The 15,002-nt window shown below is 65.0% G+C and carries 14 protein-coding genes; 3 read left to right on the top strand and 11 right to left on the bottom strand.

Going from position 1 to position 15,002, the window contains the following annotated elements; genetic code table 11:
- Positions 1 to 203 precede the first annotated feature (203 nt).
- The 11 genes from Q8L25_RS13785 to Q8L25_RS13735 all read right to left on the bottom strand — a co-directional run bounded on the left by Q8L25_RS13785 (position 204) and on the right by Q8L25_RS13735 (position 11,943).
- Positions 204 to 1,337 carry a PA0069 family radical SAM protein gene (locus tag Q8L25_RS13785; protein WP_308925718.1) on the bottom strand — a complete coding sequence of 378 codons (1,134 nt, stop codon included), beginning with the start codon at positions 1,335 to 1,337 and terminating at the stop codon, positions 204 to 206.
- Between the two features lie 123 nt (positions 1,338 to 1,460).
- Positions 1,461 to 2,108 carry a tRNA-uridine aminocarboxypropyltransferase gene (locus tag Q8L25_RS13780; RefSeq protein WP_308925360.1) on the bottom strand — a complete coding sequence of 216 codons (648 nt, stop codon included), beginning with the start codon at positions 2,106 to 2,108 and terminating at the stop codon, positions 1,461 to 1,463.
- A 56-nt stretch (positions 2,109 to 2,164) separates the two neighbouring features.
- Positions 2,165 to 3,826, bottom strand: a complete 1,662-nt coding sequence (locus Q8L25_RS13775; protein WP_308925359.1) for a methyl-accepting chemotaxis protein — start codon at positions 3,824 to 3,826, stop codon at positions 2,165 to 2,167.
- Between the two features lie 130 nt (positions 3,827 to 3,956).
- On the bottom strand, positions 3,957 to 4,475 hold the full coding sequence (locus Q8L25_RS13770; protein ID WP_308925358.1) for a lipocalin family protein: 519 nt from the start codon (positions 4,473 to 4,475) through the stop codon (positions 3,957 to 3,959).
- A gap of 57 nt (positions 4,476 to 4,532) precedes the next feature.
- On the bottom strand, positions 4,533 to 5,561 hold the full coding sequence (gene tssA / locus Q8L25_RS13765) for a type VI secretion system protein TssA (RefSeq protein WP_308925357.1): 1,029 nt from the start codon (positions 5,559 to 5,561) through the stop codon (positions 4,533 to 4,535).
- 12 nt (positions 5,562 to 5,573) lie between these two features.
- Positions 5,574 to 8,213 (bottom strand): type VI secretion system ATPase TssH, encoded by a 2,640-nt coding sequence (tssH, locus tag Q8L25_RS13760; protein ID WP_308925356.1) that lies wholly within the window; start codon positions 8,211 to 8,213, stop codon positions 5,574 to 5,576.
- Positions 8,210 to 8,701 (bottom strand): type VI secretion system baseplate subunit TssE, encoded by a 492-nt coding sequence (gene tssE / locus Q8L25_RS13755; RefSeq protein ID WP_308925355.1) that lies wholly within the window; start codon positions 8,699 to 8,701, stop codon positions 8,210 to 8,212. The genes tssH and tssE overlap by 4 nt, the downstream gene beginning before the upstream one ends.
- Positions 8,702 to 8,772: 71 nt before the next feature.
- Positions 8,773 to 9,264 (bottom strand): type VI secretion system tube protein Hcp, encoded by a 492-nt coding sequence (locus Q8L25_RS13750; RefSeq protein WP_065310606.1) that lies wholly within the window; start codon positions 9,262 to 9,264, stop codon positions 8,773 to 8,775.
- A 32-nt stretch (positions 9,265 to 9,296) separates the two neighbouring features.
- Positions 9,297 to 10,787, bottom strand: coding sequence for a type VI secretion system contractile sheath large subunit (gene tssC, locus Q8L25_RS13745; protein ID WP_308925354.1), 1,491 nt, complete (start codon positions 10,785 to 10,787; stop codon positions 9,297 to 9,299).
- Position 10,788: 1 nt separating this feature from the next.
- Positions 10,789 to 11,298 (bottom strand): type VI secretion system contractile sheath small subunit, encoded by a 510-nt coding sequence (gene tssB / locus Q8L25_RS13740; RefSeq protein ID WP_308925353.1) that lies wholly within the window; start codon positions 11,296 to 11,298, stop codon positions 10,789 to 10,791.
- 60 nt (positions 11,299 to 11,358) lie between these two features.
- Positions 11,359 to 11,943 carry a tetratricopeptide repeat protein gene (locus Q8L25_RS13735; RefSeq protein WP_308925352.1) on the bottom strand — a complete coding sequence of 195 codons (585 nt, stop codon included), beginning with the start codon at positions 11,941 to 11,943 and terminating at the stop codon, positions 11,359 to 11,361.
- 289 nt (positions 11,944 to 12,232) lie between these two features.
- Here Q8L25_RS13735 and tssJ point away from each other — a divergent pair, with 289 nt between their 5' ends.
- The 3 genes from tssJ to icmH are packed head-to-tail and all read left to right on the top strand — an operon-like array spanning position 12,233 to position 15,002.
- Positions 12,233 to 12,805, top strand: a complete 573-nt coding sequence (gene tssJ, locus Q8L25_RS13730) for a type VI secretion system lipoprotein TssJ (protein ID WP_308925351.1) — start codon at positions 12,233 to 12,235, stop codon at positions 12,803 to 12,805.
- Between the two features lie 41 nt (positions 12,806 to 12,846).
- Positions 12,847 to 14,214, top strand: coding sequence for a type VI secretion system baseplate subunit TssK (gene tssK / locus Q8L25_RS13725; protein WP_308925350.1), 1,368 nt, complete (start codon positions 12,847 to 12,849; stop codon positions 14,212 to 14,214).
- On the top strand, positions 14,211 to 15,002 hold the full coding sequence (icmH, locus tag Q8L25_RS13720) for a type IVB secretion system protein IcmH/DotU (RefSeq protein WP_308925349.1): 792 nt from the start codon (positions 14,211 to 14,213) through the stop codon (positions 15,000 to 15,002). The genes tssK and icmH overlap by 4 nt, the downstream gene beginning before the upstream one ends.

Genomic DNA, 15,002 nt, shown 5'->3' with positions numbered 1-15,002 from the left:
GGGGACAATGGCGTGAGCACCGGGGGCGCGAAGTTCGTCTATAACTTGATTAAAAGTATTATATCAGCAGGAAGTATTGGTGGTAATCAATCGCCAGGCCCTGTGCGGGGTGCCGCTGGCGCGCCTGTCGACCGGCAGGAAGGGGGAAGAACGACAGCTTGCAGCGACGCATGCAAGGGTCAGGCCGTACTCAAAACACGCATTCAAAACAAATCCAGCTGCCCCACATTGCCACCTTTTGTCTTGAGCCCCAACGGCGGCACCACCAGCGGACGGCGAAACCGGGTGCTGTCGAGCTGCTTGAAGCGGCCGCCCTTGCCGTGCAGGCCCAGGCGGTGCACGGCTTTCTCGAAGCGCTGGCGTATCAGGTCGGCCCACACGCCTTCGCCATGCATGCGCGCGCCGAAGCTGCTGTCGTAATCCTTGCCGCCACGCATTTCGCGCACGCGGTTCATCACGCGCTGGGCGCGCTCGGGGAAATGCGCTTCCAGCCATTGCTGGAACAGCGGATTGACTTCCCACGGCAGGCGCAGCACCACGTAATGGGCGTTGATGGCGCCGGCGTCGCGCACCGCTTCCAATAACTGTTCGATTTCCGGTTCGGTCACGAACGGGATAATGGGGGCGATGCTGACGCCGACGGGAATGCCGGCGTCGGTCAGGGTGCGGATGGTGCGCAGGCGCCGCGCCGGGGCGGCCGCGCGCGGCTCCAGCGTGCGCGAAATGGCCGGGTCCAGCGTGGTGAGGGTGATCGCCACCGACGCCAGGCGCCTGGCCGCCATCGGCGCCAGCAGATCGATATCGCGCTCGATCAGCGACGACTTGGTGATCAGGCCTACAGGATGGTCGCATTCGTGCAGCACTTCCAGCACGCGCCGCGTCAGCTGCCGTTCGCGCTCGCAGGGCTGGTAGGCGTCGGTGTTGACGCCCAGCGCGATCGGTTCGGCGACATACGACGGCTTGGCCAGTTCGCGCCGCAGCAGTTCGGGTGCGTTGACCTTGGCAAAGATGCGGCTTTCGAAATCGAGGCCCGGCGACAGGCCCAGGTAGCTGTGCGTGGGGCGCGCGAAGCAGTAGATGCAGCCGTGCTCGCAGCCGCGATACGGGTTGAGCGAGACGCCGAACGGCAGGTCGGGCGACGTGTTGCGCGACAGAATGGTGCGCGCCTGCTCGTCGCTGACCTGGGTTTTCCAGGGGCTGGCGGCCTCCTCGCCTTCTTCGACGGGTGCGCTCCAGCCATCATCGAAGCCCTCGCGCCCGTGCACCTCGTAGCGGCCCTGCAGGTTGGAGACGGCGCCGCGCCCCTTGCGCGCCTTGAGCGATTGCGGCGGCAGCATCACCTGGCCGGCAAAACTGTCTTCATGTTCCGGGAAGATTGCTTTCATGAACGGCCCCATCAACTGTATATACGTACAGTATACTATGCCGCTATCAAGGCAAGATCAAGAGTGGTCACTCGCTTATTTCATGCCTTTTGCATCAAATGCCGTGATATAGCTCAACTGTTGAGCGACAAAGCCGTCAAATGCGGTGATCAGCGGTGCAAAACGGGCGGCCTCCTCTTCGAGCTGCATCAGCGCGTAGCAAGTCGCTTCCAGGGTCGACAACTGGTCCGGCGCATGCGCCTTGCGGATCAGATAGTGGGATGGCGGCGTGTCGCGCAGCGGCAAACGTGGCAGGCGCTGCAGGGCGGGATTGAGGTACAGCATCTTGCGGCTCTTGCGCCAGGTGGCGTCCAGCACCACCAGCCGCAAGCCGGCCGGGTCGAGCAGCAGCGAGGCAGCGAGCGGCGGCGGTGGCGCGATGCCCAGCGAGCGGTCGCCTGGCGTATCGGGATACAGCAGGACGTTATGCTTGCCGGCCAGCAGCGCGTCCAGTTCCCCGGCAGCAAACGCTTCGCCGGCGACCAGTCTGCTGTTGGGCAGGCTCAGGTGCAACAGGCGCGCGCTGCCCTTGGCGTTGTGCACTTCCAGCGGATGCTGCAGCAGCAATATCTCGACCTGGTGCGGCAGCGGCCGCACCCACTGGCAGATGCAGCCGGACTGCGCGCGCAAACAGGTGACGCAGCGTTCGCGTCGGGAGGAAACGGGATCAACGGTTAACATCATGGCGGGGCGGTCTATGCATCAGGACCGCGATTGTAGCGCCCCACCCTTGCTGGCGCTTAAAACTCTTCCCAGTCGCCGGCAGTGGCCGCCACTGCCTTGCGTGGCTTGCCGGGGGCCGCGACGGCAAGCGGACGGCGTGTCGTCACGGGTGCGGCGGCCACCGCGCGCGTCACCTGCCTGGCGTCGAGCTTGAACAGGCCCACCACGTCGGTCAGGCGCGACGCCTGTTCCTGCATCGATTCGGCGGCGGCCGCCGCTTCTTCCACCAGCGCCGCGTTTTGCTGGGTCACCTGGTCCATCTGGCCGATGGCCTGGTTGACCTGTTCGATGCCGGCGCGCTGCTCTTCGCTGGCGTCGGTGATCTGGTTCATGATCTGCGTCACATGGCTGATGCTCTGCACGATTTCATCCATGGTGCGGCCGGCCTTGTCCACCAGTTGCGAACCGGCCTCGACTTTTTGCACGGAGTCGTCGATCAGCCCCTTGATTTCCCTGGCGGCCTGGCTGGAACGCTGGGCCAGGTTGCGCACCTCGCTGGCCACCACGGCAAAGCCCCGGCCCTGCTCGCCCGCGCGCGCCGCCTCGACGGCCGCATTCAGGGCCAGGATATTGGTCTGGAAAGCAATCGCATCGATCACGCTGATGATGTCGACAATCTTGCGCGAGGAATCGTTGATCGAGCCCATGGTGCTGACCACTTCCGACACCACCGCGCCGCCGCGGCTGGCGATCTGCGAGGCGTCGATCGCCAACTGGTTGGCGCTGCGCGCGTTGTCGGCATTGAGTTTCACGGTCGAGGTCAGTTCTTCCATCGACGAGGCGGTTTCTTCGAGCGAGCTGGCCTGCTGTTCGGTACGCGAGGACAGATCGAGGTTACCGGCCGCAATTTCGCTCGACGCGGTGCCGATGGAATCGGTGCTGGCGCGCACCTGGCCGACGATGCTGACCAGCTTGTCGTTCATGTCTTTCAGCGCGTGCATCAATTGCCCGGTTTCGTCCGTGCTGTCGACCACGATATCGCTGGTCAGGTCGCCCGTCGACACGGCTTGCGCCACTTCCACGGCGCGCGTGATGGGCCGCGTGATCGAGCGCGTGATCCAGTAGGCGCAGGCGATGCCCAGCAGGATGGCCGCCACGCCCAGCGAGGCCAGCAGCAAGCGGCCGTTTTCGTAGCCGGCGCGGATCTCGCCGGCCGTCACGTCGAGCAGCTGCGCTTCCAGCTTGGCCAGTTTATCCAGCGAAGCCAGGTAAATATCGCGCTTGGCGGCCATCTCGCCTTCATACAAACGCTTGCCCAGTTCCAGGTCGCCCGCATTCTTGGCCTTGAACACATTCTTGCGCACTTCCGTGTAGGCCTTGCGGGTGGCGAGCACGTCCTGGTACAGCGATTGTTCCTGGGCGTTCAGCTGGCTCTTGCCGATCGCGTCCTGGATCTCCGTGGCACGTGCGGACGAGGCCGCCATTTCCTTTTCGAATTGCTTCTGGTGTTCGGGGTCGCTGACCTTCCAGGCCGCCGCCGTGCGCGCCGCGTTGACTTCGATGACCTTGGCCCATTCACCGATCAGGCGCTCGTTGCGCACCTTGACATTGACCAGTTCATCGGTCTGTTTGCTGGCATGTTGCATCTGCACGATGCCGACCACGGTGAGGGTGGTAAGCAACGCCAGTACCGCGGCAAAACCTCCACCGAGACGTACGCCGATCTTGAGGTTTTTCATGATGCAGTCCCCTATCTGAAAAAGTCGACGCGTAGTCCGCAGGCGCGGCGCGTTCTGATGCTGATTGTGAGCGTATCAGATGGGTATTGCAAGGACGAAGATTCAAAAAAGCAACAACGTCAAACGTGGCTCAGTTCTGCTTCACGATAATCAGCTTCGTGGTATCAAAACCGAGCGTTTGCGCTTTATCAATCAGGCGCTTCTGCAAGGCCGCATCCATGGTGGGCGTGCGCGACAGCAGCCAGAAATACGATTTGTCGGGACCGCTGATCATCGAATAGCTGTAGTCCTGCTGGTCCAGGTCGAAGACGATGTAGGAGCCATAGAAGGGGCCGAAAAACGACACTTTCAGAAAGCCTTCGTCCTTCTTGTCGACAAAATATGCCTTGCCTTCGGATTCTTTCCAGATGGCGTCCGCCTCCTTGTAGCCGCGATTGACCACTTTCAGGCCGCCGTCCTGGCGCAGGCTGTAATCGGCCGTCACATGGCTCAGGCCCCGTTCGAAGGAATGGTCGAGGCGGGCGATTTCATACCATTTGCCCAGGTATTTGGTGGTATTGAAATTGCTTACCGGAACAATATTGTCGGGACGGCCGACGCAGCCGGCCAGCAATGCAGTGAACAGCAGCGGCAACAGCAGTTTTTTCATGGTGTACTCCGGACAGATGGGTGAGGCCGATTGTAGCGTGCCACGGCGGCAGCGCGCTTATCCTGCCGTGCCATCGCTGCCCAGCATCTCGTCGAGCTGTGCCAGGGTACCCTGATCCTTGACGACGGCGCGCAGCCACAGGTGCAGCGGCATCTCGCCCCAGCTGGCCGCCTTGTCGGCCAGGTAGGCCACCGGGCTATGCGGCTCGGTGCGGCGGAAAAAATCGGCCACCTGGCGCAGCTGGGCCAGCGCCTGCTGGCGCTGCACGATGGCGCCGACATTGCCGACGCCATGCGCCGCCGGCGCACCGGGCAGCGCCGCCACCAGTTCGGCGCCCAGCGGCATGGGCGCGATGAAATGGATGGCGTTTTCCAGCGCCTCGCGGGCGGCGCGAAAGCTCGGGCCATCGATGCCGAAACGCGCGTCGACGCAACGTTCCAGCGCCAGCAGCGACTGCATGCAGTACTGCGCGTCGGCCAGCAGGGCGTCGCTGAACTGGCGTGCGTTTTTCTGCCGCGCCGCTTCCATCTGCGCCAGCGTCGCGCCCTCTTCCTGGCGCACATCGCCCCAGCCCTGGTCCGGCGTTTGCGCACTGGCCGCCGCGCGCTGGCGCGCCGCATCGAAGTCCTGCAAGGAGAACCGGCCGTCGGCGCCATCGGTCAGCGGCACCTCGCGCACCAGTTGCGGCGTGCGCGTCAACAGCCAGAACAGGTTGCCGATGCGCTGTTCCGGGTCGCCGCCCTCGATCGGCGGATACAGGCCATCCCAATAGCGCTCGCACAGGCCCGCCAACAGCGCAAAGCCGTCGCCCAGGCCGCGAAAATGGCGCGTCTTGGCGTGCGCCTCGGCCAGCCAGACGGCCACCCGCAAGTCCTTGCTGTGCGAGGCGATCAACTGCTCGCAGCGGGTGGCGACGAAGGGCCAGTCGGCTTCCTTCAATGCCACCACCCACTCGCCCTGGTCCAGGCTGGGGTCGTCGTGCTGGCGCGCGCGGGCAATCGCGTCGAGTTCCTGGCTGAAGGTGAGGTCCTCGCCGCAGGGCTTGATCGGGCTGACCGGCTGCAGCAGTTGGTCCAGGTTGAACATGGTGCGCTCCCCTCAGTGGATGGTATAGGTGAACTGGCCGTGGGCATCGGCGCCCACGTGGATGCTGGACAGCGGCAGCGCGTCGGCCATGCGCGCCAGCACCGCCACGGCGATCTCGGGCAGCACGCTGCCATTGAGTATCTGGTCGACATTGCGCGCGCCCGAATCGACTTCGGTGCAGCGCGCCAGCACCGCTTCGACCAGCGCCTCGTCATGACTGAAGCGGGCCTGGTGGTTGAGCGCGATGCGCTGGCCGATGCGCGCCAGTTTAAGCCCGATGATCTCGGCCAGCACGGCGTCGTTCAAGGGGTAGAACGGCAGCACCTTCAGGCGTCCCAAAAAGGCCGGCTTGAAGTGTTTTACCAGTTGCGGGCGCACCAGTTCCTCCAGCGCTTCGGGCGTCGGCAGGCTGCCCTCGGGCTGGTTCAGGCAGGCGGCCATCATGGCGCCCGAGCCCAGGTTCGAGGTGGCGATAATGATGGTGTTGCGAAAATCGATTTCGCGCCCTTCCGCATCATCGAGCACGCCCTTGTCGAACACCTGGAAGAACAGTTCGAGCACGTCGGGATGGGCTTTTTCCGCTTCGTCCAGCAGCACCACGCTGTAGGGCTGGCGCCGCACGGCCTCGGTCAGCACACCGCCCTCGCCGTAGCCGATGTAACCCGGCGGCGCGCCTTTCAGGCCGGCCACGCTGTGCGCTTCCTGGTATTCGCTCATGTTCAAGGTAATCAGTTTGCGCTCGCCGCCATACAGCAAGTCGGCCAGCGCCAGCGCCGTTTCGGTCTTGCCGGTGCCGGACGGACCGGTAAACAAGAACACCGCCTGCGGCTTGTTCGGATCATCGAGATTGGCGCGCGCCGTGCGCACCCGCTGCGCCACCGCATCGATGACATGATCCTGGCCCAGCACCCGTTCGCGCAGGGCCGCGTCCAGGCTCAATACGGTGCGGATCTCGTCTTTGACCATTTTGCCGAGCGGGATGCCGGTCCAGCCGGCGACGATGCCGGCCACCACCTGTGCATCGACTTCCAGTGGCGCCAGGGGGGCCTCGCCTTGCAGCGCCGCCAGTTCATGCTTCAGCGCCAGCAAGGCGCTAGCGCCCTCTTCGCCGGGGCGCTCGCGCTGCAGGCCGGCGCGCAATGCGGTGATCTGCGCCACCAGCGTTTTTTCCGCCTGCCAGCGCTGCGCCAGGGCGGCGATGGTCTGCCGGCCCTGTTCGGCGTCGCCCTGCAGTTGCCGCAACCGCGCGGTGGCCGCCTGGCCAGTGTGTTCGCCGCCGGCCTGTTCGCGCTCGAGGGCGGCGATTTCAACGGCGATGCGCTCGAGCTGGCGGCTGGCGCTTTCCAGCTGCGCCGGCGTGGCGCTTTGCCCCAGCGCGACCTGGGCGCAGGCCGTATCGAGCACGCTGACGGCCTTGTCGGGCAGCTGGCGCCCGCTGATATAGCGGTGCGACAGGCGCACGGCATCGACAATCGCTTCGTCGCGCACGCGGATATTGAAATGGCGCTCCATCAGCGGCGCCATCGCGCGCAGCATGGCACAGGCAATCTCCTCGCTGGGCTCCTCCACTTTCACCACCTGGAAACGCCGTGCCAGGGCCGCATCCTTTTCAAAATATTTTTTATACTCGCTCCAGGTGGTGGCGGCGATGGTGCGCAGGGCGCCGCGCGCCAGCGCTGGCTTGAGCAGGTTGGCCGCATCGTTCTGGCCCGCCTGGCCGCCGGCGCCGATCATGGTGTGCGCCTCGTCGATAAACAGGATGATGGGATGGACGCTTTTGCCGACTTCATCGATGACGTTTTTCAGCCGGCTTTCAAACTCGCCCTTGACGCTGGCGCCGGCCTGCAGCAGGCCCATGTCCAGCGCATGGATGTGGGCGCCCTGCAGCACCTCGGGCACGTCGCCGGCGGCGATGCGCAGGGCCAGACCTTCCACCACGGCGGTCTTGCCGACGCCTGCCTCGCCGGTAAGAATCGGATTGTTCTGGCGCCGGCGCAGCAGGATGTCGACCGCCTGGCGGATCTCGTTTTCGCGCCCGATCACCGGATCGAGCTTGCCGTCCCGCGCCAGCTGCGTCAGGTCGGTGGTGAACTGGTCTAGCGCCGGCGTCTGGCTGGCCAGGGTGGCGACGGCGTCGCCTGGCGCCTCGCTCTGCGGTGACGATGCGATGATCTCTTCCGTTGATCCGGCCGTCAGTTTGTCGGGATGGTGTTTCAGCTGCTCGACGCTGAAGCGCGCAAACAACTTGGAGCCGCGATAGGCCAGTTGCGACAGTTCCGGCTCGGTCAGCAGCGCCAGCAGCAGGTGCCGGCTGCGGATCGCCGCCGGTTGCGCCGCACCGAGCGAAGCGATCAGCCACGCATGTTCGAACAGCAGCGGCAAATGGCGCGAAAACACGGGCGTGCGCGCGCTGCCGGTCTTGAAGCTGCCGATCTCGCGGCGCAGATCCGTTTCCAGCGCCGTGATGCTGATATCGCTGCGGCGCGCGGCCACGGCGACATCGCTGCGCTCCTGTTCCAGCAAGGCCAGGAACAGGTGTTCGATATCGACTTCGTACTGGCCCAGCCCCATGCAGATACTGGCGGCGCGGGTGGCGGCCGTGCGCGCCGTGTCATTGAGTTTGGCGATCAAGGTCTTGAGGTTGTTGCTCATGCGGCGGCTCCCTTGCGGTTGATCGAATAGCGCAGCGACGATGGCTGCAGCACGGCGTCGAAATTGACGGGTTCACTGGCCTGCGCCACGGCCAGGGTGGCGCTGATGACAAAGCTGACGCGGTTGATGGAGCCGGCCTCGCGCTCCAGGCGCGCGCGCACATGGCGCAAGCGCGGCTCGTGGCGTTCGATGGCGGCGGTCAGGGCGGCGCAGATGCGGGCGCGGTCGTCGCTGCTCGACAAGCACATGCCGGCGAAGTCGATCAGGCCGTAGTTGACGATGGAGGCGGCGCATTCGGGGAATCCATCGAGCGCGCCGGCCGGCAAGGCCACGCGCGTGTTGAGCAGTTCTTCGAGGTCGCGCGCCACCGCGTCCTTCAACTGTTCCACCGACAGCCGCGCCAGATTGCCGCCGGCGGCGCCCTCGCCCATCAGGCGGTCGAACAATCCCGGCACGAAACCGGCTGCTGCGTTGAATGGAGATGACATGCGGCCTCCTTGAAAAAGACGCGGCAGGCGCCGCACTGGCGCCTGCCGCGCAATGGCTCAACGCCGCGCCATCACACCACGCGGTTGGCGGCCAGGTCCCAGCCGCCCGAGGTATTGCCGCCGGCGCCGCCGGTGACTTTTTGTTGCGTGTATTTCCACTTCACTTTCGAGAACTTGAAGCCCACGTGTTCGCCCAGGATGTCGCCTTCTTCCACGTTGGGCGTGACGGCGCCGATCAGCACGTTCTCGATCTCGATTTCAAAGTACTTGACACGCTCGCCCTGGCCATCGGCACGCATGAATTCGAAGCGCGCTTTCGGGATGGTCTTGCCGGCCGAGCAGGTCTGCAGCAGCACCGGCGAGGACAGATCGGCCAGCTTGGAGATGACGATGTCCTTGTGCTCGCAGCGTTCGGCCGTGTGGCCGCCGCCGGTCGAGGCGGTGGCCGACTTGGGCTGCTCCACGCTCCAGCTGACCGATTTGCACTCGATCCAGTCCTTGTGCTTGTCATCGGTCGATTCGCCCTTGATACCGTCTATCTGCAGATATACATCGATTGCCATGGTGTGCTCCTCTGGTTGAACAAATGGATGAATCAGGAATTGGTCGACTTCGGCAACTCCGCGACCAGTCGGAGCGAAACGGACAGCTCGTCGAGCTGAAAATGGGGCCGCAAAAACGATACGGCGCGGTACACGCCGGGCCGACCCGGCACTTCGTGCACCTGCACCGACGCTTCGCGCAGCGGGAACTGGGCCTTCTGTTCCTGGCTGGCGTTATCGTCGAGCAGCACGTAGGTCATCAGCCAGCGGTTCAGGAAATCCTCGACATTGGAGGCGGCGGAAAAACTGCCGATCTTGTCGCGCATCATGGCCTTCATGTAGTGGGCGATGCGCGAAACGGCAAAGATGTATTGCAGCTGCGACGACAGCAGCGCATTGGCGTTGGCCGCCTCGCTGTTGTACTTGCGGCTTTTCTGCGTCGACTGGGCGCCGAAGAAGGCGGCATACGCCGTGTTCTTGCAATGCACCAGCGAGATGAAGCCGAGGTCCGACAACTCCTTTTCGCGCCGGTCGGTGATCGCCACTTCGGCCGGGCATTTCAGGGCCACGTCGCCCTCGTCGGTCTTGAAGGTGTGGGTCGGCAGGTCGTCGACCAGGCCGCCGCCTTCCACGCCGCGGATCGCCGCGCACCAGCCGAAGTCGGAAAAGGCGCGCGTGAGCTTGCTGCCGAACGCGTAGGCGGCGTTACACCACAGGTATTTCTGATGGTCGCTGCCGTCGACTTCCTCGACAAAGTTGAAGCCTTCGACGGTGGTGCCATCGACCGGATTGAACGGCAGGCGGCCCAGGAAGCGCGGCAAGGTCAGGCCCACGTAACGCGAATCTTCGGACTCGCGGAAGGCCTTCCATTTGGCGTACTCGATGGTGTCGAACACCTTGGCCAGGTCGCGCGGCTTGCCCAGGTCGCCATAGGTTTCCAGGCCAAACAGTTCCGGCGCGGCCGAGGCGATAAACGGTGCATGGGCGGCGGCGGCGATATGCGACATCTGCTCGATGAAATACATGTCTTCGGGCTGGCGCGAGATGGCGTAGTCGCCCAGCAGGGCGGCGAACGGCGCGCCGCCGAAGGTGCCGAATTCTTCTTCGTAGATCTTCTTGAACATGCTGCTCTGGTCGAACTCCAGCGCCGACTGGAAATCCTTCACCAGCTCGCGCTTGGTGGCGTTGAACATGCGGATCTGCAGCCGCGTTCCCGTCTCGGAATTGCCGACCAGGTAGTGCAGGCCGGTCCAGCTTTGTTCCAGCTGCTGGAAGGCCGGCGAGTGCATCACTTCGCTCAGCTGGGCCGAAATCAGCTGGTCGATCTGCGCCACCCGCGCGTCCAGGGTGGCCGACAGGCTGGCCGACATCAGCATTGTGCCGTCGAGTACCTGCCCCACCAGTTCGGCGATCAGGTCGCGTGCGCGCGCATGTTCGGCGTCGGACTTGGCGACCCGGCTCTGTTCGACGATCTGGTCCAGCAGGTCGCTCGATGCCCCCGCCGCAAAGGCCGGCGAGGCCTGGATTTCTGCCTGTGCATTCATCTCAATCCTCCTTGATCGCGCGTTGCGGTTGCAGGGCGGCCAGGCTGTCGGTGTTGTTCAGCACTTCCGTCAACAGGTCTTCCAGCTTGTCGTTGCCGGCCAGTTTGTTGCGCAGGTCGGCCAGCTTGGTGCGCGCTTCGAGCAGGCGGCGCAGCGGCTCGACCTGCCGCACCACCGACTCGGGACGAAAATCGCTCATGGCGCGAAAGCGCAGGTCGACCGGAAAGGTGCCGCCTTCCTCGCTCAGGCGGTTCTGTACCTGGAAGCGCGCCACCGGCTCGACGCTGCCCAGCACTTCGTCGAAGTTGTCCATGTCGATGCCGACGAACTTGCGGTCTTTCAGGCGCCGTTTCTCGACCTCGGAATCGCCGCCGAAGTCGCCCAGCACGCCGACCACGAAGGGCAGCTCCTTGTTTTCTATCGTGTCGCCGATCTCCACGTCATACGTCATCTGCACGCGCGGCGCACGTACCTGCTGCAGCCGCTTCTGGACACTGTCAGGCTTGGCCATGGGGTTTCCTTCGCAAAGTCGATGGGAAGGCGCCGCCAGGGCGCCCGATAAAAATCCTGCTTACTTCAGGCCGCTGAACGGGTCGGCGCCGCCTTTTGCCGCGGGCGCCGGTGCGGGTGCCGGCGCCGGCGCGGACGATGCCGCCGCGCGCTTGGCACCGGCCGCCGGGCGCTTGGCCGGCGGCACCAGCACGTCTTCGCCGATGCTGGCGCGCAGCAGCTTGGCCAGTTCCTGCGCTTCCGAACGCAGCGAGCCATTCAGGTTGTTTTGCCGCGACAGGTCGGCCAGCGCCTTGCCGGACAAGCGCAGCCCGCTGACGGCGACGATGCTGTTGGCGACTTTGTCATCGGGGTCGCGCTCGAGCGCTTCGAGCGCATGGCTGATGGCGTCACCGTACTGGCCGCGATCGAATTTCATCTGCGCCATCTGCAGCCATGGCGCCTTGTCGGCCGGGTAGGCGCTGCCGCCTTTTTCCAGCAAGGTGTAGGCCTTGTCGTACTGGCCGGCGCGCGCGGCCACGTCGGCCTCGGACAGCACTTGCGCCAGGGTCGGTGCCGGCGCCGGCTTGGGGGCGGGCGGTGGCGCGGTGGTGCAGGCGGCCAGCAGGAGGGCGCCGGCCAGGCAGGCCAGGCGGGGCGGAAGCATGCGTGACTTCATCTTGAGTTTCCTTCACGTAAAGGACGCTGCCACTAGGAAAGAGGGCGACGCCATGTGGAGGCCATTATTGATCGCGCTATTTTTTGCCAGCTTGCGCTTGATCAGCAAAGAATAAGTTCCACTCAGCCGTGCCATCAACGCCAATAAACACTGATCTGGCACAGGCATTTCAACCCTCAGGTATCGTGTTTGTGCCAGCGCAAACGGCCATCCGTGCCATGCGTTTAAATAGCGGCAGCACTTTATTTCCGTACGTTTACTTTTTAAGAGACCAGCCATGTGCCCTTCCCTGCCGCTGCGCTGCGCTGCCTGCTTCCTGCTGCTACCGCTGTCCGGCTGCGCGGGCGGTGCCATCGGCGGCCTGGCCAATGCGGCGCTGCAGATGGCGGGCCTGGCCAAGCCGGCGCCCGAAGTGCCGGAGGCGCAAAAGCCGCCGCGCAATGTCAGCATCCGCCTGCATGCCGGCCAGCGCCTGAACACCGATCCGCAAGGCCGGCCGCTGGCGCTGGTGGCGCGCATCTACAAGCTGCGCCAGAGCGCCGCCTTCGAGCAGGCGCCGTACGACAGCTTCCTGGACGCGGCCAGGGAAAAGGCGCTGCTGGGCAGCGACCTGCTGGAAGTGCAGGAAGTGCTGCTGGTGCCGGGCCAGCGCTACGAGATACAGGAAAAGGTCGGCCGCGACGCGGCCTTTATCGGCGTGGTGGCGCTGTTTCGCGCACCCGCCGCCCAGCGCTGGCGCGCCACCTTTGCCGCGCCCGACGCCGAGCGCGATGGCGTCACCATCGGTCTGCATGCCTGCGCATTGAGCGTCGGCGCGCAGGCGGGCCTGGCGGGCGCGCGCTGCGAATAGGCTCGTCAACACACTCACATCACCGACACAAGGAGAACGGCATGGCCATGGCAGCGAAAGTCCTGTGGGGAGAGGGCCAGTTCTTGCGGCCGCAGCACTTCCAGCGCCAGGATCAATATCATGAAACGCGGCTGCACCAGACCGCCAGCGCGCTGCATCCATATGCCTGGGGCGTGGCGCACATGCAGTGGGATCTCGATGCGCTGAAGACCGGCACCCTGCGCCTGCGGGCGCTGTCGGCGATCTTTCGCGACGGCGAAATTTTTGATGCGGCCGGCGACGGCAGCGGCGGCGACAGCCTGCCGCCGCCGGTCGACCTGGCCGCGCTGCCGGCCGCGCTGCAGGAAGTGACGTACCATGCCGCCCTGCCCGTGCTGAACCGCGAAGGCCTGAACTATACCGCGCAGGCCAGCAGCCCCGGCGCGGCGCCCGACACCCGCTACACGCACGCCATGCGCGCCACGCCCGACCTGTTTACGGGCGCCAGCGTGGCCGACGTGGCCTACCTGAAAAAGACCGTACGCCTGATCCCCGACAGCGAAGCGCGCGGCTCCTACGACTGCCTGCCGCTGATCGCGCTGCGCCGCACGGTGACGGGCGGCTTCGAGCCGGTGCCCTCATTCATGGCGCCCAGCCTGTCGATCGGCGGCGCGCCGCGCCTGCAGGACCTGCTCGAACACCTGCTCGACGCCTTGCAGGCCAAGGTGGCGGTGCTGCACGGCCACCATCGCGAACCGAGCCGCAACGTGATCGAGTTCCGCTCCGGCGATGTATCGTCGTTCTGGCTGCTGCATACGGCCAGCACGGCCGCCGCCGCCCTGATGCACTATGCGCGCCACCCGGCGCTGCACCCGGAACGCCTGTACGAGGCGCTGCTGTCGCTGGCCGGCGGCCTGCTCAGCTATGCGCGCCACCATACGCTGGCCAGCCTGCCCGTCTACGACCATGCGCAGCCGGGCGCCTGCTTTGCGGCCATCGACGCCATCATCCGCGAACTGCTCGACACCGTCATCTCGTCGAAATACTTTTCCATCGCCCTGGCGGAAAGCAAACCGTCCTACTACCTGGGCAAGCTCGACTCCGGCAAGGTCGACCAGCACACCACCTTGTACCTGGCGATCCGCGCCGCCATGCCGGCCATCGAACTGGTCGAGATCGTGCCGCTGCGCGTGAAAGTGGGCGCACCCGACGACGTGGAAAAATGCGTGCTGACGGCCATGCCGGGCGTGAAACTGTCGCATGCGCCGCAAGTGCCGGCGGCCATTCCCGTGCGGCCCGACACGTATTATTTTGCGCTTGACAGCCGCGGCGGCTTGTACGAGCACATGCTCAAGGCGCAGTCGATCTCGGTGTATGTGCCGAGCGGCATACGCGAGCTGCAACTCGAACTGATCGCGGTGACGGCATGAGCCAGCTCATCGAACGGCGCTCGGCGCCCTCGCTGCTGGGCCCACGCGGTCCCGGTCCCGGACCGGCCCCATCCAACGTCAACGCCGGCAGCGCCCTGCTCGACCTGATGCATGAAGGCTTCTACATGTTGTTCCTGCTGAGGAATGGCGGCTCGCCCGGCGACGAACAGGGCTTCACGGAACGCATCAACACCTTTTTGGCCGACTACACGCGCGAGGCGAAAAAGATGCGCGCCGATGACGACGATATCGAAGCGGCAAAGTACGCGTTCTGCGCCGCCGTCGATGAGATCATCCTCGCTTCGCCGTTCGATATCCGCAAGCCCTGGGAACGGCGCCCGCTGCAACTGCTGATCTTTGGCGACCAGCTGGCCGGCGAGCATTTCTTCGACCGCCTCGACGCACTGCGCGGCAAGGGCGCCATGCGGGTGCAGGCGCTGCAGGTCTTCCACATGTGCCTGCTCCTGGGCTTCCAGGGAAAATATGCGATCGACGGCGGCGAAAAACTCAGCTACCTGACGGCCCGCCTGGGCGACGAGATCGCCCATATCAAGGGCAAGAGCCGTGGCTTCGCGCCGCGCGCCGAGCGCCCCGACCAGGTGGTCAACAAGCGCCACAGCGACGTGCCGCTGTGGGCCCTGACCAGCATCTTCGCGCTGCTGGCCCTGTGCGCCTACCTGGGCCTGCGCGCCCACCTGACGCGCAATACGCAAACCACGCTGGCGGCCTATGCCGACCTGGTCAAGCTGGCGCCACGGCCAGCCCATTTGACGATTACCTTGCCCTGA

Source organism: Janthinobacterium sp. J1-1, from assembly GCF_030944405.1.
Taxonomy (GTDB): Bacteria; Pseudomonadota; Gammaproteobacteria; order Burkholderiales; family Burkholderiaceae_D; genus Janthinobacterium.
The sequence above is the reverse complement of the archived record's forward strand: the minus strand, read 5'-3'. Positions and strand labels throughout refer to the sequence as shown.